The sequence below is a fragment of the Nocardioides panacihumi genome (genome assembly GCF_039530925.1).
In the GTDB taxonomy this organism is placed as follows: Bacteria; Actinomycetota; Actinomycetes; order Propionibacteriales; family Nocardioidaceae; genus Nocardioides; species Nocardioides panacihumi.
Map to the genome: position 1 here is coordinate 1,714,368 of NZ_BAAAPB010000001.1, position 22,357 is coordinate 1,736,724.

The window sequence follows — 22,357 nt, forward strand, 5'->3', positions numbered from 1 at the left end:
CCCGCGCCGTCGGGGTCGGCGAGGGCGACGATCCGCTCGAGGATCTCCGGGTCCTCCTTCAGGGCGCCCCCGATCAGCACCAGGGCGCCTCGCTCCGTCGCGGCGGCCGCAGGCTGTGCGGCTGCCCGAGTGTGGGCAGGGGCGGCGAAGGAGGGGGCGGCGGTCGTGACGCCCACGGCGGCGAGGAGTGCCGTGGCCGCGACAGCCGCGCGTACGGACGACCTGGCTCCGGGTTCGGTATGTTCGTTCCAACTGTGGCTTGTCATGGATATTGTGTAACGTATGTCACAATCCGTGACAAGAGCTTCCCGGCCAGCGCACCCGTTCGGATCCGTTGCCGATGTCGGTCGAGCGTCACGCACCTCGCCGGCCTCGTCGGCCGTTACCCTCAGGGTCATCGCTGCGCCAGGAGAGGAAGGGCGATCAGATGACGGTGGCCGAACGGCTGCGCGAGGGGTTGGGCCGGTGCAGTCCTGCCGAACGACGAGTGGGCCGGGCGCTCCTCGCGGACTATCCGGTTGCAGGGCTGGAGACCGTCGCCAGTCTGGCGGCGCGCGCCGAGACCAGTGGTCCCACGGTCCTCCGCTTCCTCGCCCGCCTGGGCTTCGCCGGCTTCCCCGAGTTCCAGCACACCCTGCGCGCCGAGCTCGCCGAGCGGGAGGCCTCGCCGTTGGCGATGCTCTCGTCAGCTGACGTGACCGCCGGCTCCGACACGGGTGGCCGGCCCCGCGTCGACGTGCTCGCGCGCGCACTGGCGACCGTCCCGACCGCGACGGTGCAGACACTGGAGCAGCTACCGGGCGACGAGCTCTCGGCGGCCATCGAGCTCATGGCGGACCGGCGACGCAGGATCCTGGCGGAGGGAGGGCGCTTCACCCGACTCATCGCCGAATACCTGGTACGTCACCTCGTGCAGGTCCGCGGCGGTGCCCACGTGCTACCGCTGCACCCGGTTGAACGGGCCGACCTGCTCGTCGGGCTGGGCAGGCGCGACGTCCTCGTCGTCTTCGACTTCAGGCGCTACGAGGCCGCTTCCAAGGAGCTGGCGGACCGTTGCGCGGAAGCCGGGGCCAAGGTCATCCTCGTCACGGATCGCTGGCTCTCCCCGATCGCGTCGGTCGCGGACGTGGTGCTGCCTGTGCGGGTTGAGCCCCTCTCGATCTACGACAGCCTGGTTCCCGCATTCGCCGTTGCGGAGGTGCTGGTGGCGGGCGTGTTGGAGGCATGTGGCGAACGGGCGGTCGAGCGTCTGCGTCAGTTCGAGGAAGTGAGCCAGAGGTACGGGGTTCTGTAAAGAATCAGACGTTACGTATTCCCTCATCAGTGCGCAGAATGTAACGTCTGTTTCAGACATGGGTGACGCCTGTCACCCCCCGTTCGGAAGGAAGCTCCGATGATCGTCCGCCCCCGCTCCTCCACGGGACGGCGCCGGACCGGCGCCCTCGCCGCCGCCGCGCTGACCCTTCTTGCTCCCGCCCTCGCCTCCTGTGGCGACAGCGCCGGCGACGGCAACGCTGACAAGGCGTCCGGGGGCGGCTCCGGCCACCAGGTGTCGATCACGGGCGTCGGGACCGTCGAGCCCTCGGCCGACCTGTCGGGCAAGCTGCCTTCGGACGTGGCCGCCGACAAGGTGGTCAAGATGGCGACGAACGCCCCCTACGCACCGTTCATCGACTTCAGTGCAGAGGGCGACACGAGCCACTTCAAGGGCCTCGACTACGACCTCGTGCAGGCGATCGCGGCGCGCCTGGGGATCGAGGCTCAGTTCCAGCAGCAGCCGTTCGACGGGCTCGTGCCGGGTCTGCAGGCCGGGAAGTACGACGCGATCGTGGGTGGCATCACCGACAACTTCGAGCGGCAGGCAACAGCCACCTTCGTCGACTACACCGCGTCCGGCACCGGCGTCCTCGTGCCGGATGGGAACCCCGACGGCATCGCCACCCTCGCCGACCTGTGCGGCAAGAAGGTCGCGGTGCAGAAGGCGTCCAAGCAGGTCGAGCTGATGACCCGGTTCAACAAGTCGGACTGCGGCTCATCTCCCATCGAGCTGACCGAGTACCCGCAGAACACCGATGCCGTGCAGGCGCTGATGGCCAAGAAGGCGGCCGCGATGGTGGCCACCAAGGTGAATCTGGTGGATGCCGCAGCCAAGCTCGACGGCAAGGTCGAGGTCGTCGACGATCCGTCAGCGCCCAACGGCTACCACGCGAGCCCCAACGGCATCGGCTTCGACAAGGGTGATGCGGCTCTGGCCGAGGCCTTCCAGGCCGCACTGCAGTCCCTCATCGACGACGGCACCTACGGGAAGATCCTGGCCAAGTGGAAGCAGGAGCCGATCGGTATCGATAAGGCGACGATCGACGCGGCGATCGACTGACCGCTCGTGGACGTGGCCACCGCCGCCCCTCGCCCCGCCCGCCAACCCCGACCGACACAGGAGCAGAGGAGATGAGTGCCGTGACAGCCCCCCAGGCTGACAGAGCCGCCCCCGCCCGCACCGCATCCGACGACCTCGACGTCGTGCCGCTGCGACACTGGGGGCGGTGGGTCGCGGCGTTGCTGGTCGGCCTCGTCGCGGCATCCTTCCTGTTGTCGCTCGCCCGCAACCCGAACCTCGACTGGACGACGGTCGGCACGTACCTCACCAAGGACTTCGTGATCCGCGGCGTCGGCATCACGCTGCTGCTCACCGCGCTCGCCATGGTGATCGGCACCGTGGGCGGCGTGCTCGTGGCTGTCATGCGCCTGTCGGCGAACCCGGTGCTCAGCTGGTCGGCATGGCTGTTCGTGTGGTTCTTCCGCGGTACGCCGCTGCTCGTCCAGATCATCTTCTGGGGCTTCCTCGCCGCCCTCTACGAGCGGATCCAGATCGGCGTGCCCTTCACCGGCTGGCACCTCGTCGACCTCGACACCAATGCCGTGGTGACCCCGATCGTCGCCGCTGTCCTCGCGCTGGGCCTGAACGAGATGGCCTATGCCGCCGAGATCGTCCGAGGCGGGATCCTCTCCGTCGAGGACGGACAGGACGACGCGGCGACCGCCCTCGGGCTGACCCGCGCCCAGACGATGCGGACCATCGTGCTCCCGCAGGCGATGCGGGTGATCGTGCCGCCCATGGGCAACGAGACGATCACGATGCTGAAGTCCACCGCTCTGGTCTCCGTCATCGGCGGGCGCGACCTCCTGACAGCGGTGCAGAGCGTCTATGCCCAGAACTTCAAGGTGATCCCGCTCCTGGTGGTGGCTGCGATGTGGTACCTCGCGCTGACGAGCGTGCTCAGTCTTGGCCAGTACTTCCTCGAGCGCCGTTTCGGTCGTGGCCGGCGCGGTTCGGCCGGACCGGGGGTCATCTCGCGCTGGTTCAAGGTCAGTGCAGCGGAAGGAGTCGCGCGATGAGCGCACAGGTCATGGAGCAAGCCACGACCGGGCCCTTGGTCCGCGCGCGGGGGGTCCGCAAGTCGTACGGCGGCACCGAGGTGCTCAAGGGGATCGACCTCGACGTACACCCGGGCGATGTCACCTGCATCCTCGGCCCGTCTGGCTCCGGGAAGTCCACCTTCCTCCGGTGCATCAACCACCTCGAGTCCATCGACGGCGGCTGGATCGAGGCGAACGGCGAGCTGGTCGGGTATCGCCGCAAGGACGCCAGGATCCACGAGTTGCGACCTCGCGAGGCGGCCAGGCAGCGTGAGGACATCGGCATGGTGTTCCAGCGGTTCAACCTCTTCCCGCATCTTACGGTCCTGCAGAACGTCTGCCACGCGCCTGTCCTGGTGCGCAAGGAGTCGAGGGCCGCGGCTCGAGCCCATGCGCGTGAGCTCCTTGAGCGCGTCGGCCTGGGCGACAAGGAGGACCGTTACCCGGCCCAGCTCTCCGGCGGCCAGCAGCAGCGCGTGGCCATCGCGCGGGCGCTGGCGATGCGCCCGCCGCTGATGCTGTTCGACGAGCCGACGTCGGCCCTCGACCCCGAGCTTGTCGGAGAGGTTCTGGACGCCATGAAGTCGCTCGCGAGGGACGGCATGACCATGATCGTCGTCACCCACGAGATGGGATTCGCACGGGAGGTCGCCACCTCGGTCGTCTTCATGGACGACGGCACGGTCGTGGAGACCGGCTCCGCCGCGCAGGTCATCGGAGCGCCCCAGCACGAGCGCACGCGCGCCTTCCTGTCCAAAGTCCTCTGATGGAGGGGTGGACGGACGCGCTCCGGGCGGCGACGGAGCGCAGCTTCGACGCGTTCGTGACAGAGCTGGCCGCGCTGGTGTCGATCGACTCCGGGACCGACGACCGGGCCGGTGTGGCACGAGCGGCGGGCAGGCTCGTCGAGCTCCTGCGGGCACGCGGGATGGACGTCACCCGCCCGCCCGTGGCGTCGGGTGTGCCGCCCGTGGTGGCGACGATGCGGGGGCGGGGGAGCAAGAGGCTGCTGCTGTGCGGGCACCTCGACACGGTCTTCGCGACCGGCAGCGCGGAACGTCGGCCATTCTCGGTGCGCGACGGGATCGCGACCGGCCCCGGGGTCTGCGACGACAAGGGCGGCCTGCTTGCCGGCGTCTTCGCGATGGAGGCCCTGCTCGCCACCGGGTTCGACGACTTCGACACGCTCACGCTGCTCGCCACTACCGACGAGGAGACCGGATCGAACGCGGCGCGCGCTGTCATGGCCGAGCTCGCCGCAGTCCACGACGTCGGACTCTGCCTGGAGGGCGCGCGGGATGACGGCTCGCTGGTCACCGGTCGCGCGGGCGTGGCCGACGTCGTCGTCGAGGTCAGGGGGCGAGCTGCCCACGCGGGCATCGAGCCGGAGCGCGGACTCAATGCGGCAGTCGATACCGCGCGGCTCGCCGTCGCCATCGCCGCGCTCAACGGCCGGTGGGAGGACGTCAAGGTCAACGTGGGCGTGCTCAGCAGCGGAGAGCGCGCGAACGTGGTGCCCGAGCATGGCCGCCTGGTCGTCGACGTCCGCGGGACCTCGGCAGACTCCTTCGACGCGGCCATCACGGCGATCCGCGAGGTGGCCTCCGACGTGCCGGTCGGGGTTCAGGTGACGGTGAGGGTCGAGAACCCGGCGCCGCCGTGGCGCGCCGACCGCCGCGCGCAGGCGGTGGCCGACCGCGCGGTCCTCGTCGCCAAGTCGCTCGGGATCGACATCCAGACCGCCGACACCGGTGGCTCCGCCGACGCGAACCTGCTGGCCGATCTGGGACTGCCCGTGCTGGACGGTCTCGGGCCCGTCGGCGGTGGCGACCACTCCGCCGATGAGTGGCTCGACCTGGTATCCGCCCCCGACCGCCTCCTGCTCCTGGCAGCGCTGATCGTCGATCTCTGTCAGGGCGACCCCGACCAGTTCTGAGGAACGGTCAGCTCGGCCTGGAGCATCAGTGTGCGCGGTTGGGAGTCCATGTCGCGCAGACCGACCTTGCGCTTCACCGACCTCCCCTGACGAGCCGTCCGAGCGTGTCGCGGGCCGCCGCATGCGAGCCCAGAATCGCAGTCAGACAGATCGACGAGGTCAGCGCAGGCCGTTGAGGTCGTCGACCACCCCGAACAGGTCTCCGCGGTCGTAGAAGTCGACGGCCACGAAGTTGGGCAGCATCCCGCGCTGCTCGCGGCAGGAGGCCACCCGTGCGGCGAGTACGTCGTGCGCGTTGACCCGTGCCGCATTGGTCACCTCGGCCGACTTGTCGGTCACCCAGTGGTTGACGAGCAGAAGCGGGGCGTCGGCCTCACCGCGGTTGTGCGCGCAGGTGTCGCTGCCGTCGATGAGCGCCGCAGGGCTACGGAAGAGGAACGGGGTGTCCTGCACCTCCTCGAATCCCGGTAGCAGCCATCGCTCCCGTTCCCCCGCCCCGGCTCGGTTCTCCATCAGCACCACCAGTCGCCTGCCCGACTCGACCATCTGACCGAGGGTCGGCCAGGTGGTCGCGTCGTCCGCCGGACGATAGACGTCGGGCAGCAACCCTGCACGCTCGATCAGAGCAGCGGTGTCCGAAGGACTCACCTGATCCTGCACGAAGAGCGTCACCACCTCCCGCGGGTGGACATCGAGCCAGTCCCGGACCGCCTCCAGACTGTCCAGCCAGCGGGTGGAGCCGATCTCGCACAGGCCGTGGCACAGGTACGCCTCCTGGGGTCCCCGCGGGGTCAGCCCGACAGCTCCTCCGAGGCGGAGCGCACTGTCGACCGCGGATCTCCCGAACGACTCGGTCGCCTCGGCAACCGCCCTCGCACGCGCCTCTCCGACGGTCGTGACGACGCCGGGACGGTTGGTCTCGCGGCCGTACCAGCTGTCGATGAGAAGGACTCGGACACCGGCGTCGAGCTGGTCGACGAGCCCGTCCGGCTGCTCCGGGAAGAACCAACCCGGCTCGCTCGCCGCCGCCATCGAATTGTGGGTCGCCGGGTACGCCACCTCGTCGTACCGCCGGTGGCAGAGCTCGACGTGACCGTTGCAGCCGCTCCCGCCCGCCACTGCCCTGCGGGTGTCGAGATGATGATCGTCGGGCCACGCGGCGACGACGATGCCCGCCAGGAGCACGCCGGCCGCGGAGGCCAGCGCGGTCCGCCCGGCCGGCACGCGCGTCAATGTCACCAGGGCGGTCACGACGCCCCCGATCAGCAGCAACGCACCGACCAGCCACAGCAGCGCCGCGGCGACGCCGGTCGGATCGGTGAGGAGAGCCACCCCGACCGCAGCCGCCAGCACCGAGAGCAGGAGGCGACGCGACCGGTCCGTGGGGCGATCCGCGACAAGGGTCACGACGAGTCCGACGGCGGCCAGGCCCGCGGACACGATCCAGAAGGGACCGGCCAGCTGGTCGCGTACGGCGATCCGGACCGCGCCCGCGAGCGTGTCCGGGTCGCTGCGCCCGACAAGGGCGACGGCCAGGACGAGGAGCGCGGCCATCAACCCGCCGGCACCGACCAGACCATGGCCGACGCCGGCGAGCGCGCGGCGCCGTCGGACGCCGCTCTCGGCGAACGCCGCCGGCGCGGCCAGCACGGTCAGGCCCAACAGCGGCGCCAGCCAGGTGAGCAGACGGATGGCACGGACCGGCTCGACGGCACCTGGCACGAGCTCTCCGGCACCGATGTCGGAGAGCCGCACATCGAGGTCGGCCGGCAGCGCAACGGCGGTCTGCGGTGAGAGCACCGAGATCGCGGCCACCACCACCGCGGCGACGTCGGCCAGCTGGAGCACCACGGGGTCGTTCTCACCGAGCACGAGCGCGTCGTAGAGCGGAGCGAGGCTGCCGCGGACGACGGGCCCGAGTGGTCGGCTCGCGACCACCCGGGTCGCCGTCGCCTCGATCAGCGGTCGGAGCGCGACCAGGTCGGGCTGCTCCTCGACGAGGCGGCGTGTGATGAGCGCGCCCAGCTGCCGCGCGACGTCGGGATCGGTGCGGATGGCGTCGACGTGAGCCGAGAACCGGTCGGCGTCGAGCACCTCGTGGTTGATGACTCCGGCCACTGCACCGAGGAGCAGGAGCATCGTGCCGAGGCAGGAGGTCGCGAAGCGCACGATCCGGGGCACGCGGCTAGCGTCGCGGCACCACACCGGGGCCGCAAGTGTCGCGGGAGCATCGACCGTGACGTCGTGACCGTCCCGCGGTCCGCCCAGGGGTCAGAACCTGGCGAAGGGGCGCGGTGTGGCGTAGCCGAAAGTGGCGTCCTCGGCGAAGGCACTCACCCCGAAGGTGGCGTTGAGGGCCCCTGCGGCGGTGTCGGTCAGCGTCAGTCGCACGAGCCCGAGGTCCAGGCGGTCAGAGCCGGTGATCTTGAAGAGATCGACCCGGCCGACGTCACCGATGCTGCCCGACACACGGCCGCTGACCCGAAGCCGCGCGAGGTCGATGTTGAAGTCGGACAGGGTGATCGTCGAGGACCCGGCGGAGAGGCTGATGCCACCCGAGTGCTTGATCCGCAGCGAGCCCAGCTCGTATCCGGTGATCGGGAACCGGGCGGCGAGGGTGTCCTGGAAGGCGAAGGCCTTCGCACCACCGACCGGTGCCGGCGTGATCCCGGCCGAGACGATCAGCGAGTAGACCGCCGGAGCGACCACCACCTGCGTGTACCCGAGCTGCACACGGCCGTAGCGGGCAGCGGAGTGGTCGGCGACCTGGTGATGTGCCCGGTGATGGGTAGCACCACCGACGTGGGCGCTCGCTGACGGTGCTGCGCTGACGGCGAGTCCCACGGCAGCGAGGAGCGCGACGGCCAGGCCGGTGACTCGGCCGGTGACTCGTGCGGTGTGGTGCATGCGTCGTGCCTGTCGGCTCTGCCGAGGAGCGAAGGGGATCATGACATTCCTCCCGAACGAGGCCGGCTGGTCCGGCCGCTGGTGGTACTTCGGGCTGGAAGGGCGGTAGGGATGCATCCGCAGGACATCGGTGCCCCCGTCAGATCCGCCGGGCTCCGCGGGTCGCATCGTGCTCGGCGTCGAGGATGGCGGCCAGGTGGTGCATCCCGCGCGACGCGCGTGCCTTGACGGTGCCGAGAGGAACGTGGAGGCGCGCCGCGATGTCGCGTTGGGTCAGGTCGGCGAAGTAGGCCATCGCGAGGACGCTTCGCTCGTGCTCGGGAAGCTGTCGCAGGGCAGCGTGGACCTCGGCCGCCCGGGCGTAGCGCTCGGCGGTGTCGCGACCGTCCTCGCCGACCAGGTCCCGGATCGAGTCGACGTCCACGACCGGAGCACGCCGGCGGCGGATCGCGTCGACCGCGCGATGGTGGGCGATCGTGAACAGCCAGCTGTTGAACCGCTGGCCGAGCTCGTAGCGGTTGGCATGTCGCCAGGCATCGAGCAAGGTCCGCTGCAGCACGTCCTCGGCCTCGTCGGCCCCGACAAGACGCGTCAGGTAGGCGAGGAGCGCTGCCCCGTAGGCCTCGTACACGGCCTCCAGCGCGCACTCGTCGTGACGCGCGAGCCGCGCGCCGAGAGCCTGGCCGTCGTCCACGTCCTGTCTTCGTCACGGACGGTCACCGCGGATTGCCGTACGGCACCAGAACTTCGACGCCCTGTCGAGGTTAAGGTACCGATCATGAACGACATCGGAGCGGTCGTGCCGGACCAGGCTGCCGAGCTCACCATCGGCGACCTCGCGGAGCAGACCGGCCTCACCCCGGCGGTGCTGCGAGCCTGGGAGTCCCGGCACGGGTTCCCGGTGCCGACGCGGCTCGCCAGCGGGCACCGCAGGTATCGGGCCTCGGACGTCGAGCTCGTGCAGCGGGTCCTCCGCCGCCGTGATGCCGGAATCCGGCTGGATGTGGCGATCGCCGAGGCCGCGGACATGGCACCGCCGGCGCCCCCCTCGATCTTCGCCGAGCTGCGCCGGCGGCATCCCCACCTGGCCGTGCACCGACTGCGGAAGTCGACCCTGGTCGCGATGTCGCGGGCGATCGAGGACGAATGCTGCGCACGCGCCGATCGTCCGATCGTGATCGGCGCGTTCCAGCGCGAGGAGTTCTACCGCAGGTCCGAGGCGCGCTGGAACGAGCTGGCCCGGATCGCACACCGCGCCCTGGCCTTCACGCGGGACTTCCCCGAGATCCGCTCACGTCCCGACGGCGCCGAGGCCGCCGAGGAAGGGCCCGTGCTGGTCCGGCTCGAGCCGGACTCCCCGATGGCGCGCGAGTGGGTCGTCATCAGCGACGGGCCGGGAATGAGCGCCTGCCTCTCGGCGTGGGAGCTCCCGGGCCAGGCGGACGTGCGCGACGGCGACCGGATCTTCGAGACCATCTGGACGGTCGACCCGGTCGGCGTCCGTGACGCGACGACCGTGGCTGCGGCGGTGGCGGCGGGATCCGGGTCCGAAGCGGGTGCCGCGTTGCTCGAGGAGCTTCGGGGAGAGCCTCAGCCGTCGCGGCAGGCACTGGACGCCACGTCCCTCTTCGACCGGATGCTCGTCTACGTCGACCGCTTCGCCTCACCGACCAGCTCCCGGTGACCACGCCCTTGCCAATACTTCAACGACGTGTTCACTATAGGAAGGTCAAACTTCGACACAGCGATGAAGGGAAGTGTTGGTCATGGTGACGAGCACACATGAGACTGACGGCAGCACGGGTGGCGAGGTTCTCGACTGGACCGACCTCGGCCAGCGGATGTGGGAGTTCCTCACGGGTCGCAACGCCGCGATCCACTACCGCTTCGAGGACATGACGGTGGAGGTTCCTCGCGACACCGGGAGCAGGGCGCCGCGGGCGACCTGGAAGGTGAACGGCACCCTGACCGTGACCACCAGCGACACGTCGCCGGCCGGTCCGTCCCACTCTGCGTGAGGCGAGACCGATGCCGACGGTAGCCGCAGACCTGGAGTTCAGCGTCCAGGTCGGCGACCGGACCGCCCACGGGTCACTGCGCAACCAGCGCGGCCGCCTCGTCCTCGACGTGGACGATCCCGTCATGTTCGCCGGCTCCGGCGATGCGGCCGCGGTCCGAGCAGCTGCGGACATGCTCGCCGGACGAAGCCTCGTGCTGGAGGTGGTGAGCCGGGGGCGGCGGCTGATCACCCTCGGCGCAGTCACGGCCCCGTGGTGGCAACGTCGCATCACGAGGAGCCGGCACATCCGGCTCGGCAGTGCTCGCGGCGCCTGGACGTCGGCGCGGGCACGCATCGACGGACGCCCGTCGGTGATCCCGGAGTCGGCACTGGCACCGCCGTCGACCCTGTTCCCCTTGGCGCCCACGCTGCACCGACGTCCGCGAGGCCAGGTCGCGACGACGCACGATCCCGCCCGCGGCGGTGCGCCTCGACTGGTGGAGGTGAGGTCGGCGGTGTGGACCGAGGCACGGCCGACCGTCCACTGGCTGGAGGAGGTCACCTGGATCGGCTCGGATCCGGCGTGCGAGGTGCGGCTGGAGGGCTTGGCGCCCCGGCACGCGAAGGTCGTCCACGACGAGGAGGACGAGTACGTGGTTGTCCCGGTCGACGGCGCCGTCCAGGTGCACGGCGCACGCGTCCAGCGGCAACGCTTGCGCACAGGTGCGCGGGTGGACCTCGGCGGCTACACCCTGGTGTTCCGGCGCGAGGAGTACGCCGACCACGGCCGTCCGTACGGCGGACGCATCGGCGGCGAGCTCGGCCACCAACGCCCACAACCGCCGCGGAGCGCGACTCCCGACCCTGACGGTGACACGCCCGTCGACTGACGGCGACCTGGTCGAGGAGCCGGGCGGGACGTTATCCGTGCGAGTGCGCGATGTTCCTACCAGCCGGCGGTTCCAGGTGCTCCCTTGAAGGGACCGGTCACCTTGCTGGTGATCCAGCCGCCGTAGAAGTCGCCGTCTTGGGCGACGACCGTCTCGCCGTCGACCGTGCATCGATCCATCCGGCCGGGATAGAAGGCGACGTGGCCGACGAGCGCCTCGTAGCCCGCGCTGGGGTCCGGGTAGTGCCACGCGGCCCGGGGAACCAGTCGACCGCTCGGGCAGGCCACATCGAAGTACGACGCGGACCCCTTGAACTCACACCACGTCCTCCGGGAGTCGGGCCTGAGGAGGTCTGGCGCCATGGCGTCGCGAGGGACGTAGTAGACCGGAGGATGGCTGGTCTCCAGAACCCGAAGCGACCGCCGGGTGTCCACCACGATCTCGCCATCGAGCTCGATGACCACTCGCTCGAGCGAGGGGACCACCACCGGCGGCCGGGGGTAGTCCCACACCGACTCCGATGCCGCCCGATCGCCGTCCTCGCTCACACCTCCATCATCGCTCAGTCCTGCGGAGCACGTGCCGGGCCTGCGCCCGTCGCAACATCGAGCACGCGGCGTTCCTCAGGTCAGGTGCTGCGCTGCCGAAGGACTCGACGTGACCGCTGCAGCAGTCGACGACCACGGTGCGGCCTCGCACGTGCACATCGGTCGCCAGCCCATCTGGGACGGCGACCGCATCCACGCGTACGAGCTCCTCTTCCGCTCGGACGCCGACGCCCGGATCGCGACCGCCCGTGGCGCCTCCGCCACCGGCACGATCATCCACAACGCCTTCACGGAGTTCGGCCTCACGAGCCTGGTCGGCGATCGGCGCTGCTTCATCAACGTCACCCGCGAATACCTCACCGGCCAGCTGCCGCTGCCCTTCGACCCGGGTCAGGTCGTCCTCGAGGTGCTCGAGACCGTCGACGTCGACGACGAGGTCGCCGCCTCCGTGGTGAGGCTGGTCGAGGCCGGCTACGACATCGCCCTCGACGACTTCGTGGTGGGCAGCGACCACGAGCGCCTGCTCGACGTCGCGTCGTACGTGAAGATCGACCTGGCTTCCGCTGAGGAGTCCGTCCTGCGACCCGAGGTCGCACGCCTGCGCGAGCGCGGCCTGACCCTCGTCGCCGAGCGGGTCGAGACCGACGAGGACATCGCCTACGCGCGCGACCTGGGCTTCCACCTGATGCAGGGCTACGCCCTCGGTCGGCCCCAGACGCTGTCGATGCGGACGCTCGGGGTCTCGCAGACCGCGCGCCTGGAGCTCTTCGGCGCCCTCAGCGCCACCGACCTCGACCTGCCGCGCGTGGTCTCGCTGATCTCGGCCGACCCCGCATTGGCGCTGCGCGTGCTGCAGGCCACCAACTCGGCGCAGGCGGGCCTCAAGCGACGGGTGTCGTCCCTGCACGAGGCCGTCACCCTGCTCGGGGTGAACCGGATCCGGCAGTGGGCCTCGCTGATGGTCCTCACCGACGTCACCGGCGTCGACCAGGAGACCCTCACCGGGCTGGTCACCCGTGCCCGGCTCTGCCACACGGTCACGGAGTGGCTGGGCGGACCCGGCGACTCGGGCTTCATGGTCGGGCTCGTCGCGGGTATCGCCGACCTGATGGAGGAGGACGTCCACGACGTCGTCCGGCGCCTCCCGCTCGACATGTCGATCGCGGCGGCCGTCGTCGAGCACGACGGGGTGCTCGGCCAGGCCCTGCAGAGCGTCCGGGCGTACGAGGACTGGAGTGCGACGCCCTACTTCGCCGGCCGCTCCAACGGCCTCGCCGAGGCTCACCTCGCCGCGATGGTGTGGTCCAACCGACTCGTCGGGGAGCAGCGCGGCTGAGCGCACGCGCGGCGCGCCCGGGGTGGCTCACCAGGAACGGGTGAGCATCGCCGTCCCGGATCGTCGCACCCTGAGACGCCGGGTCAACCATGACGGCAGAGCTCCGCGCGAGGAGGACGGGCATGGACGTGGTCATCCTGCTCGCGGGAGCCGCATGAGCGCGGAGGAACTCGCCGTCACCTGGTGGGGCCACGCGACGGCCACCGTGGAGATCGGGGGTCGTCGGATCGTCACGGACCCGGTGCTGAGCAGCCGGCTCCTCCACCTGCGGCGGTACGCCGACCAGCCGGTCGAGCGCGCGGCCGAGGCCGACCTCGTGCTGGTCTCGCACCTGCATCACGACCACTGCCACCGGCCGTCACTGCGGCGGGTCTCGCCCGGGGCGACCGTGCTGCTGCCGCGCGGGGGCGAGCGGCTGCTGCGTGACCGTGCCGACGTACGCCCCGTGCAGCCCGGCGACCGGCTCGACGTGGCCGGCGTACGCGTGACCGTGCTGCCCGCCCACCACGACGGCCGGCGACTGCCCGGCTCGCACTACCGCGGCCCTGCGCTCGGCTTCAGGGTGGAGGACGGCGAGCACTCGTTCTGGTTCCCGGGCGACACGGGGTCGCAGGTCGACTTCGACGCCGTGGGGGCCGTCGACCTGGCGCTCGTCCCCATCGGGGGGTGGGGACACTCGCTGGGCGACGAGCACCTGGATCCGGTCGAGGCGGCCGAGGCGGTCACCCGGGTCGGGGCGCGCTGGGCGGTCCCCGTGCACTGGGGGACGTTCTTCCCGCGGGGGCTGCGGCACGTGGCGCGGCGTACGCACCAGCACTTCTTCGTGACGCCCGGCGAGAGGTTCGCCGAGGCGATGGCGGGCCGCGACGCCGAGGCCCTCGTGCTCGCGCACGGAGAGCGGATGGTGCTGACGTTCGGGCCGCGGCGTTCACCCGGTTCAGGGGAGTGAGCGGTCAGCGCCCCTCGGGATGATTCGATCCGGGACTCCGCGAGCCACGCCGGACCGGTGAGGAGTGGTGCCATGGGACGCCAGCCGACATCGGTGCTCCGCTCGCTCGGCTGGCGCGATCTCGGCGCCGCCCTCCTGGGCGTGGTCGGCGCCTCCCTGGGACTCCTGCTGGGAGCCTGGCTCGCGCCCGGGAACCCTCTGCACAGCAAGTGGCAGGTGGTGATCGGCGGCGTGCTGGTCGCACTCTGCGGCCTGGTCCTGCGCCTGGTCCTGACGCCCCTCGCGGTGCGGCTCGGCTGGGTCGGCGCGATCCTGCTCGGCCTCGGCGGTCAGTGGCTCGCGGTCTGGCTGGTCATCTTCCCGGCGACCGAGCGCGGCTGGGAGGAGTTCTGGTGGTCCCTCGTGACCGCTTGGCTGGTCGCCGCCGTCTCGACCGTGCTCGTCTGGTTGGTCACGGCCGGCACCGACGACGCCGTGACGGCCTCGCTGCTGCGCCGCGCCCGCCGGTCGAGCGTGACCCTGGAGGACCCGGACGTCCCCGGCGTCGTCTTCGTGCAGGCCGACGGCGTGCCGTTCCCGGTCCTCGAGGTCGCCGTCCGCGCCGGCACCGTCCCGACGCTGTCGCGCTGGCTGCGCAGCGGCAGCCACCAGATGGCGGAGTGGCGTCCGATGTTGCCCGCGACCACGCCGGCGAGCCAGATGGGCATCCTGCACGGCACGATCGACGGCATCCCGGCCTTCCGGTGGGTCGAGCGCTCCACCCAGCGGGTGCTGGTCGCCAACCGGCCGCGTGACGCCGCCGAGATCGAGGCCCGGCACTCCGACGGGCACGGGTTGCTCGCCGACGACGGGGTCTCGATCAGCAACCTCTTCACCGGCGACGCGCCGACCGCCATCGCCACCATGAGCGCCGTCCAGAGGTCCCGCGAGACGAGGCAGGCGCGTGAGGCGATCTCGGACTTCCTGGGCCGACCGGCGGGCTTCGCGCGCAGCTTCAACCGGACCCTGAGCGAGGTCGTCCGCGAGCGGTTCCAGGCCGCGCGCGCCCGCCGTCGCGACGTACGACCCCGCATCCGGCGCGGCTGGGGCTTCGCGGGGGAGCGGGCCGCCCTCGTCGGCGTGCTGCGCGACCTCAACACCACGCTGGTCGCCGACGCGATGCTGCGCGGGCGTCGGGCGATCTACGTGGACTACGTGGACTACGACGCCGTCGCGCACCACGCAGGTGTGCTCCAGCCCGAGTCGCTCTCGGCGCTGGAGGGCATCGACGTGGTGCTGGCCCAGCTCGAGAAGGTCGCCGCCGTGGCGCCGCGCCGCTACCACCTGGTCGTGCTCTCCGACCACGGCCAGTCGCAGGGGGAGATCTTCGCCGACAGGTACGGCGAGGAGCTGGCCGCCCTCGTCGCCCGGCTGGCGGACTCGACCGCCCTCGATGCGGTCCGCAACGCGGAGGGCAGCGGCTCGCTGAACTCGATGGTCGCCTCGGCCGGCGGTCGCGACTCCGTGATGGGCCGCGCGCTCGACCGCGTCTCGGACCACCTGACCGACGACACCTCCGGCGCCGTCGCCGAGCCGCGGCCGACCGCGCAGGCGACCACGCAGGAGGACACGCAGGAGGCGGCGCCGGCGAACCGGTTCATGGTCTTCGGCTCGGGCAACCTCGGACTGGTCTATGTGGCCGGCGAGCCACGTCGGCTGACCCTGGAGGAGCTGTCGGAGCGCTTCCCGGGCCTCGTGCCCGGCCTCGCCGCCCATCCCGGCATCGGCTTCGTGGTGGGACGCTCCGCCGAGCACGGCCCCGTCGTGCTCGGCGCGGGCGGGGAGCATCGGCTCCGCGACGGGACGATCGTCGACACGGACCCGCTCGCGCGGTTCGGCCCGCACGCGGCGGCGTTCGTGCGGCGCGTCGAGGCGATGGAGGAGGCGCCCGACCTGTACGTCAACAGCCTGCTCGACGACCTCGGCGAGGTCGCCGCCTTCGAGGACCTCGTCGGCTGCCACGGCGGGCTCGGAGGCTGGCAGGACCGCGCCATGGTGGTGCACCCGGTCGACCTGCCCCTGCCCGGTGACCTGCCCGACGGCATGGTCGTGGGCGCCCACGAGCTGCACCGCGTGTTCGTCGGCTGGCTCGAGCAGCTGGGCCACCGCACGAGCCTGACAACGAAGCTGTCCCGGTAAGGCGGTCGGGAGCCGGTGAGCACGCAGACCCGTCGCCGTCCGCTCTCCCATTGGTTCGTCGACCCCGAGAGCCCTCGCGCACGGCGACCGCTGGACGTCACCGTCACGGTGGGCGGAGTGCTGGTCGGGATCATCGGCACACACGCCGCGCTCGACCGCGGCCCGGTCCAGGACGCCGTCGCTCGGCTGGCCGCCTCGCTGCCGGACTGGGCGGTCACGTCCGGGCGGGCGGCGTACGCCGTCGTGGCGGCGTACGCCGTCGTCGTCGTGCTGGTCGCGGTCGTGTCCCCGTGGCGTCATACGCCGCTGGCCCTCACGCTCCTCGTCGCTGTGCCGGTCGCCGTGATCCTGTCGGCGGTCACGTCGCTCCTCGCGGACGGCCGACTGCCCGGGCTGATCGCCGGGTCGACCGCCCATGGCCAATGGGGTGAGCCGATCCTGCCGGTGACCGCGCTCACGGCGGTCCTCCTGGTGCTGCGCGCCTGGATGGTCGAGCCGCTCCGGCGCTACGACACCGCGCTCGTCGGACTGCTGGCCGTGGGCGCCTGGGTCAGCGGGACCGCGGAGCCGTCGTTCATCGTGAGCGCGCTCGCCTGGGGCCTGGCCGGGGCGGGTGTCGGGCTGCTCGCGGCCGGGTCCCCGGGCGGCCATCCCGACCTCGCCGACGTCGCCGCCTCGCTGAGCGCCCTGGGCGTCGAGGCGCACGACCTCGGTTTCGCCGACCGGCAGCCGGTCGGGGCCCGGGTCGTGGACGGCACCTCGGCGGACGGCACGCCGCTGCGGGTGAAGGTCTACGGCCGGGACGCGGTCGACGCCTACCGGGCCTCGCGGTGGTGGCGGACCATCATCTACCGCGACCAGGTCATCCCCGAGGCCACGAGGCTGCAGCTGGTCGAGCACGAGGCGCTGCTGACCCTCCTCGCCGAGCAGGCCGGCGTACCCGTGGCGCCCGTGGTCGCGGCCGCCGAGACCGGCGGCGACGCGCTGCTGGTGCTGGCTCCTCCGCCGGCCGTGGTCGTCGCCGTCGACGCGGACGAGGCAGCGCTGACCGACGCCAGGCTCGCCGAGATCTGGCGTGTCGTCGGACTCCTGCACGGGGCCGGGCTCTGCCACGGACAGCTCACCTTGGAGCACCTCGCGTTCGCCGGCGGCGCCGGTGGCTCTGTCGACCTCGGCGGGTCCGTCGTCGTGACCGACCTCGCGGACGGCTCCGTCGCGGCGCCGTCGGCCCGGTTGCAGCAGGACGTGGCCACCCTGCTGACCAGCCTCGCGCTGCGCGTCGGACCTGACCGCGCGGTCGACGCGGCCGTCGCCGAGCTCGGCCCCGAGGCGGTCGCCGGGTCGCAGCCCTACCTCCAGCGCGCGGCCCTCCCGCGCAGTCTCCGGGGCAGCGTGCACCCCAAGACCGTGCTCGACGACCTGCGCCGGGTCATCGGCGAGCGGACGGGGGTGCCGCCGTCACCGCCGGCCCCGATCGTGCGGATCAAGTGGCAGGACCTGCTGCGCACGGCGATCATCCTGCTCGCGGCGTACGCCCTGCTGGCGGCGCTCGTGCAGCTGGACTGGGCAGTGGTCGTGGACTCCTGGAGGAACGCGACCTGGGCCTGGATCATCCTCGGTCTGCTCATCGCGCAGGCCACGACCGTGTGCGACTCGGTGACCACGATGTCGTGCGTCCGCACCCGGCTGCCGCTGGTGCCGCTCGTCCACCTGCAGTATGCGATCAAGCTCGTCGGCCTCGCGGTGTCCGCGACGGCCGGCCGCGCGGCGCTCACCGCGACGTTCCTCACGAAGTTCGGCGAGCGTCCCGCCGTCGGTGTGACCGTCACGGCACTCGACTCCGCGGCCGGGACAGTGGTCAACGTCGGGGTGACGCTGGTCTTCCTGCTGGTCGACGACGACCTGGTCTCGTCGGTCTCGCTGGAGACCGACAACATCGCGCGGCTGGTCGGGGTGCTTCTTCTCGCGGCCGTCGTGTCGGTGGCGGTCGTCGCGTCCGTGCCGCGGCTGCGTCGCTCGGTCCTGGGGGTCGCCCGGCAGCTGTGGGAGGCGCTCGTCGTGGTGCGCGACAGCCCGGCGCGGGCCGCGCTCCTGCTGGGCAGCAACCTGGCCTCGCTCGTCGTCACGGCGATCGCCCTGCTCTGCATGGTGGAAGCCATCCATCCCGGGCTCTCCCTCGCCGAGACGGTGGCGGTGACCGGCGTCTCCAGCCTCATCTCCGCGGTCATCCCGGTGCCGAGCAACATCGGGGTCGGCGAGGCGGCGATCACGGCCGCGCTCGGCCTCGTCGGCGTGCCGGCGGCGCCGGCGTTCGCGATCGCGGTGACGCAGCGGATCGCGACGTCGTACCTGCCGCCGGTCTTCGGGTCGTACTCGCTGCGCTGGCTGCGCCGGGAGGACTACCTGTGACGACACGGTGCACGATGCCTCAGTGCATGCTCTCCATCCCGGGGGACGGCGACCGCGACGGTGACGGTGATGGCGACCAGGGCGCCGACGACGACTGCGGGAGCAGGCCGTTCCGTACGATCAGGCAGGGGCCCGGCGTGCCGACGTCCCGGGTGGCGGCACGGTAGGCCTTGAGCTGGTCCTGGCCGCGCTGCCACATCGACAGCCACATCTGGGTGGCCGCCGTGGGCGACAGCTTCCCGGTGCGCAGCCGCTCCATGTCGCGCACGTGCATGTCCCACGTGTTGACCGCGGTCCGCGCCGCGTCCAGCGCCCGCACCTCGGCGTCGACGTGTGCGGCGCAGCTGCGGAGGTCGGCCGGGGCGGCCTTGTCCAGCAGCCCGGGGGCGGGACAGTCCACACCCGATCCCCGCAGCGTCCGCAAGGCGGCGTGGAAGTGGTCGATCCGGTGCTGCGCGCCCACTCGCGTCTGGTTCCAGAACGCGGTCGCCTGCGGCAGCGTGATCGCGCCGACGACGAGCTTGTTCATCGCGCCGATGTGGACCTCCCACTGGTCCATCGCCGGGGCCGCGGCCTGCAGCGGTGTGGTCAGGGAGTACGCCGCCGTGGCACATCGTTCGAGCCGGCTCGGTGAGGGCGGGACCGACGCCACGGCCGCCAGCTGGTTCTGGAGGCGCGCCGCGGCCGAGCTGTCGGGTGCCTGCTGCGCGCCGCCGCCGCTCATCAGCGACACCATCACCCACACGAGAGCGAGGACGGCCGCGCCGACGGCGACTCCGCCGGCGAACAGGATCCCCGGGCGGTCGCCCATGCTCTCAGCCACGTCCTCGTCGAGCTGTTGGTTGTCGTCGTACCCCATGATTCGTCCGCCATCTCCGAGCAGAAGCGCTTCGTCCCACCGCCCACTGTGCGCCCGCGGTCGCGCCCGCGCTCTCACCCAAACAAGGTAAAACGCCGCAGCGCGACCCGCGCGACGCGCGCGTCCGAGCACACGGTGCTGGTGCCGGGACCGGATCCGGGGTAACAATGCCGAGCCGGCCGACCCGGGCCCGGCGTCGCGAGAGGACACGTGGCCATGGCACGAGCACGGATCTGGACGATCGGACTGGCGGCCGCGGCGGTCGCCGCCGCGGGGATCACGGGCCCGGCCGGCCCTGCCGGCGCCACCAAGCCAGGGAGCGGCTCCGCCACCGGGACCGCGCGGATCTTCATGGTGAACCCGGTGCAGTCCAGCGGGGACCAGTCGCTCGTGGACGCCAAGGACTCCGCGACGGCGGTGCCGGCGAGCCAGTACGTCACCGTCCCGCTGACCCACCTCGACGGCTCGGGCTACCTGCGCGGTGACTACGCCGTGGTCGAGTCCAGCACCGGCACGCCGGCGTTCTCGAAGACCAACCAGTTCCTCTACAACCGCCAGGACGACCAGTTCGAGCAGACGATGGCCTACTTCTGGGTGACCCAGGCGCAGACCTACCTGCACCAGCTGGGCTTCGGGGAGTCGCTCCGGGGGGTTGTGAACCAGCCGTTCCCCGTCAAGATCGACCAGTACGGCGGCGACAACTCCTACATGACCGACAAGCCGTACCGGATCCGGCTGGGCAAGGGCGGCGTGGACGACGCCGAGGACGCCGAGGTGATCGTCCACGAGTACGGGCACGCCGTGCACGAGAGCCAGGTGCCCGGCTTCGGCTCCAGCCTGGACGCCGGGTCGATCGGCGAGGCGTTCGGCGACTACCTGGGTGTCAGCGTGGGGCTCGACGCGGCGGCGCAGCACAACTGGCCGGTGCGCACCGACCCCGCCTGCGTGGCCGACTGGGACTCGGTGTCCTACACGAGCGCGCCGCACTGCCTGCGCACCCTGCACGAGAACCTGACCGTCGCCGACCGGATCGGCGAGGTCCACTTCGACGGCCAGATCTGGAGCCAGGCGCTGTGGGAGAGCCGGCTGGGCTACCAGCGGCTGGGGCTGGGCGCCCGGGCGTGGGACACGACCCTGATCGAGTCGCAGTTCGGGTACGCGCCGGACACGTCCTTCTCCGCGGCCGCCGCGACGACGTACGCCACGGCGCTGCGCCGGGACGGCCAGGCCGCCGCGAAGGTGGTCCGCGACGCGTTCGCCGCGCGCGGGATCACCTTCTGACGGTCCCGACCGCTCAGTAGCTGAAGCGCCCGACCAGCTGCTGCATGACGCCGGCCGTGCGAGCCAGGTCCTCGGCGGCCTGGCTCGTGCTGCCGGCAGCGGCGTGGCTCTCGTTGGCCGCCTCGGCGACCCCGGTCACCGCCTCGGCGATGCTGCTGGAGCCTGCGGCGGCCTGACCCACGTTGCGGCTCATCTCGTTGGTCGTGGCGGTCTGCTGCTCGACGGCCGAGGCGATCGTGGTCTGGCTCTCGCTGATCTGGCCGACGATGTGGCTGATCTCCCCGATCGCCGCCACGGCCTGGCTGGTGTCCGCCTGGATGGCCTCGACCTGACGGCTGATGTCGCCCGTGGCCTGGGCTGTCTTGGACGCCAGCTCCTTGACCTCGTTGGCGACGACCGCGAAGCCCTTGCCGGTCTCGCCCGCGCGCGCCGCCTCGATGGTGGCGTTGAGCGCCAGGAGGTTCGTCTGCTCCGCGATGGAGGTGATGAGCTTGACGACGTCACCGATCTGCGCCGACGAGGACCCGAGCCGGGCGATCGTCTCGCTGGTGGCCTGGGCGGCGCCGACCGCGCGGTTGGCGATCCCCGCCGCGTCGGCCGCGCTGCGGGCGATCTCCTGGATCGAGGCCGCCATCTCCTCGGTGCCGCGAGCGACGGTCTGCACGTTGCTCGAGACGATGTCGGCGGAGTCGACGACCAGCTTGGCCTGACCGGCCGACGCGGCCGCGGAGTCCGACATCTGGCCGGAGACGCCGGTGAGGCGCTCGGAGGCGGACGTCAGCGAGCGTGCCTCGGCGTCGAGCTCGGACATCGAGGTCGCGAGGCCACCGAGCACGTCGTTGAGCGCCGTGCCCATCTGGGACAGCTCGTCGCGGCCGTCGGCCTCGGCGCGGGTGTCGAGTCGGCCGGTGGCGGCGACGTGGAGCACGTCCACGAGCCGGCGTACCGGCCCGGTGATCGAGCGGGTGACCAGCACCAGCAGGCCGATCGTGAGCGCGGCCGCGAGCAACAACGTCAGCACGACGATGCGGCGGCCGGTGCTCAGGTCGGCGCTCTGCTGGGCCTTGAGGTCGGCGACACGCTTGTCGACGAGCTTGCGGTAGTGGGAGGCGGCGTCGTAGACCGCCGACCAGGCCGCGCCCGCAGGTCCGCCGTTGATGCTGTCCATGACGCCCGGCAGGGCCTTCAGGCCGTCGCGGTGCAGCTGGGTGCGGAGCACGGCGTCGGCGTCGAAGAACTGCTGGAAGTTCGCCTCGGTCTGAGCGATGATCGTGCGCTCGTCGCTCGTCAGGACGCTGCGGTCCATGTCGGCGTACATCTTCTCGATGCCGGCACGCGACGTCGCGAAGCCCTTGATGTTGTAGTCCTGGTCCGCGAGCCCGCGGTCCACGCCGTAGGCGGCGGCGTCGGCGATGTAGAGACCCTGCCACCCGGTGATGTCATTGATGCGGATGAGCAGGTCGTCGGAGATCTGCTGGGCCTTCTGGACGCGCTCGATCTCGTGGCTCTTCACGGTGGCGTCGTGCTGGGCGATGGCGTCGACGGCGATGGCGGAGCCGAGGAGCACGCCGCAGAGTGTGAACACCGCACCGAGGCGTACGCCGATGGAGTGGTTGCGCAGGCGGAGGGCGCGCGTGAGCATGGCAGA

The 22,357-nt window shown here is 71.5% G+C and carries 20 protein-coding genes; 13 read left to right on the plus strand and 7 right to left on the minus strand.

The genetic code is table 11. The features are described 5' to 3' along the window. A partial coding sequence (locus ABD205_RS08020; RefSeq protein ID WP_344044181.1) for a hypothetical protein occupies positions 1-266 on the minus strand: 266 nt, incomplete at its 3' end. Positions 267-427: 161 nt separating this feature from the next. On the opposite strand from ABD205_RS08020, the gene ABD205_RS08025 reads away from it, so the two are divergent. From ABD205_RS08025 to ABD205_RS08045, 5 genes are all read left to right on the plus strand, one after another. After that, positions 428-1,294, plus strand: coding sequence for a MurR/RpiR family transcriptional regulator (locus tag ABD205_RS08025; protein ID WP_344044183.1), 867 nt, complete (start codon positions 428-430; stop codon positions 1,292-1,294). A 99-nt stretch (positions 1,295-1,393) separates the two neighbouring features. Further along, on the plus strand, positions 1,394-2,377 hold the full coding sequence (locus ABD205_RS08030) for a transporter substrate-binding domain-containing protein (RefSeq protein ID WP_344044185.1): 984 nt from the start codon (positions 1,394-1,396) through the stop codon (positions 2,375-2,377). 80 nt (positions 2,378-2,457) lie between these two features. Then, entirely contained in the window at positions 2,458-3,396 is a 939-nt protein-coding gene (locus ABD205_RS08035; protein WP_344044187.1) for an amino acid ABC transporter permease, read from the plus strand. After that, a complete protein-coding gene (locus tag ABD205_RS08040; protein WP_344044189.1) occupies positions 3,393-4,184 on the plus strand; it encodes an amino acid ABC transporter ATP-binding protein in 792 nt (263 codons plus the stop codon). The genes ABD205_RS08035 and ABD205_RS08040 overlap by 4 nt, the downstream gene beginning before the upstream one ends. Next, positions 4,184-5,353: a M20 family metallopeptidase gene (locus ABD205_RS08045; protein WP_344044191.1), complete on the plus strand. Its 1,170-nt coding sequence runs from the start codon at positions 4,184-4,186 to the stop codon at positions 5,351-5,353. The genes ABD205_RS08040 and ABD205_RS08045 overlap by 1 nt, the downstream gene beginning before the upstream one ends. A gap of 159 nt (positions 5,354-5,512) precedes the next feature. Here the strand turns inward: ABD205_RS08045 and ABD205_RS08050 are convergent, their stop codons facing one another. The 3 genes from ABD205_RS08050 to ABD205_RS08060 all read right to left on the minus strand — a co-directional run bounded on the left by ABD205_RS08050 (position 5,513) and on the right by ABD205_RS08060 (position 8,954). Continuing rightward, entirely contained in the window at positions 5,513-7,534 is a 2,022-nt protein-coding gene (locus ABD205_RS08050; protein WP_344044193.1) for a phosphoinositide-specific phospholipase C-related protein, read from the minus strand. A 90-nt stretch (positions 7,535-7,624) separates the two neighbouring features. Then, positions 7,625-8,260 (minus strand): hypothetical protein, encoded by a 636-nt coding sequence (locus ABD205_RS08055; RefSeq protein WP_344044195.1) that lies wholly within the window; start codon positions 8,258-8,260, stop codon positions 7,625-7,627. 139 nt (positions 8,261-8,399) lie between these two features. Next, the gene (locus ABD205_RS08060; protein WP_344044197.1) at positions 8,400-8,954 is read right to left on the minus strand and encodes an RNA polymerase sigma factor; all 555 of its coding nucleotides are present in this window, start codon (positions 8,952-8,954) and stop codon (positions 8,400-8,402) included. An 84-nt stretch (positions 8,955-9,038) separates the two neighbouring features. On the opposite strand from ABD205_RS08060, the gene ABD205_RS08065 reads away from it, so the two are divergent. The 3 genes from ABD205_RS08065 (at position 9,039) to ABD205_RS08075 (ending at position 11,149) form a co-directional block, all read left to right on the plus strand. Next, positions 9,039-9,944, plus strand: a complete 906-nt coding sequence (locus ABD205_RS08065) for a DICT sensory domain-containing protein (RefSeq protein ID WP_344044199.1) — start codon at positions 9,039-9,041, stop codon at positions 9,942-9,944. 85 nt (positions 9,945-10,029) lie between these two features. Continuing rightward, positions 10,030-10,278, plus strand: a complete 249-nt coding sequence (locus ABD205_RS08070; protein WP_344044201.1) for a hypothetical protein — start codon at positions 10,030-10,032, stop codon at positions 10,276-10,278. A gap of 10 nt (positions 10,279-10,288) precedes the next feature. Further along, positions 10,289-11,149, plus strand: a complete 861-nt coding sequence (locus tag ABD205_RS08075) for an FHA domain-containing protein (RefSeq protein ID WP_344044203.1) — start codon at positions 10,289-10,291, stop codon at positions 11,147-11,149. Positions 11,150-11,205: 56 nt separating this feature from the next. Here ABD205_RS08075 and ABD205_RS08080 read toward each other — a convergent pair whose 3' ends face one another. Further along, on the minus strand, positions 11,206-11,697 hold the full coding sequence (locus ABD205_RS08080) for a DUF427 domain-containing protein (protein ID WP_344044205.1): 492 nt from the start codon (positions 11,695-11,697) through the stop codon (positions 11,206-11,208). A 109-nt stretch (positions 11,698-11,806) separates the two neighbouring features. Between ABD205_RS08080 and ABD205_RS08085 the strand changes: the two genes are divergently transcribed. From ABD205_RS08085 to ABD205_RS08100, 4 genes are all read left to right on the plus strand, one after another. Further along, positions 11,807-13,033 (plus strand): EAL and HDOD domain-containing protein, encoded by a 1,227-nt coding sequence (locus tag ABD205_RS08085; protein WP_344044207.1) that lies wholly within the window; start codon positions 11,807-11,809, stop codon positions 13,031-13,033. Between the two features lie 154 nt (positions 13,034-13,187). After that, positions 13,188-13,982, plus strand: a complete 795-nt coding sequence (locus ABD205_RS08090) for an MBL fold metallo-hydrolase (RefSeq protein ID WP_344044209.1) — start codon at positions 13,188-13,190, stop codon at positions 13,980-13,982. 72 nt (positions 13,983-14,054) lie between these two features. Beyond that, positions 14,055-16,160 (plus strand): alkaline phosphatase family protein, encoded by a 2,106-nt coding sequence (locus ABD205_RS08095; protein ID WP_344044211.1) that lies wholly within the window; start codon positions 14,055-14,057, stop codon positions 16,158-16,160. A 15-nt stretch (positions 16,161-16,175) separates the two neighbouring features. Further along, the gene (locus ABD205_RS08100) at positions 16,176-18,569 is read left to right on the plus strand and encodes a lysylphosphatidylglycerol synthase domain-containing protein (protein WP_344044213.1); all 2,394 of its coding nucleotides are present in this window, start codon (positions 16,176-16,178) and stop codon (positions 18,567-18,569) included. A 19-nt stretch (positions 18,570-18,588) separates the two neighbouring features. Here ABD205_RS08100 and ABD205_RS08105 read toward each other — a convergent pair whose 3' ends face one another. Then, positions 18,589-19,428, minus strand: coding sequence for a hypothetical protein (locus ABD205_RS08105; RefSeq protein WP_344044215.1), 840 nt, complete (start codon positions 19,426-19,428; stop codon positions 18,589-18,591). 216 nt (positions 19,429-19,644) lie between these two features. Here ABD205_RS08105 and ABD205_RS08110 point away from each other — a divergent pair, with 216 nt between their 5' ends. Further along, on the plus strand, positions 19,645-20,709 hold the full coding sequence (locus ABD205_RS08110; RefSeq protein WP_344044217.1) for a M36 family metallopeptidase: 1,065 nt from the start codon (positions 19,645-19,647) through the stop codon (positions 20,707-20,709). A 13-nt stretch (positions 20,710-20,722) separates the two neighbouring features. Here the strand turns inward: ABD205_RS08110 and ABD205_RS08115 are convergent, their stop codons facing one another. Continuing rightward, positions 20,723-22,351, minus strand: a complete 1,629-nt coding sequence (locus ABD205_RS08115) for a methyl-accepting chemotaxis protein (RefSeq protein WP_344044219.1) — start codon at positions 22,349-22,351, stop codon at positions 20,723-20,725. Positions 22,352-22,357: the final 6 nt, after the last annotated feature.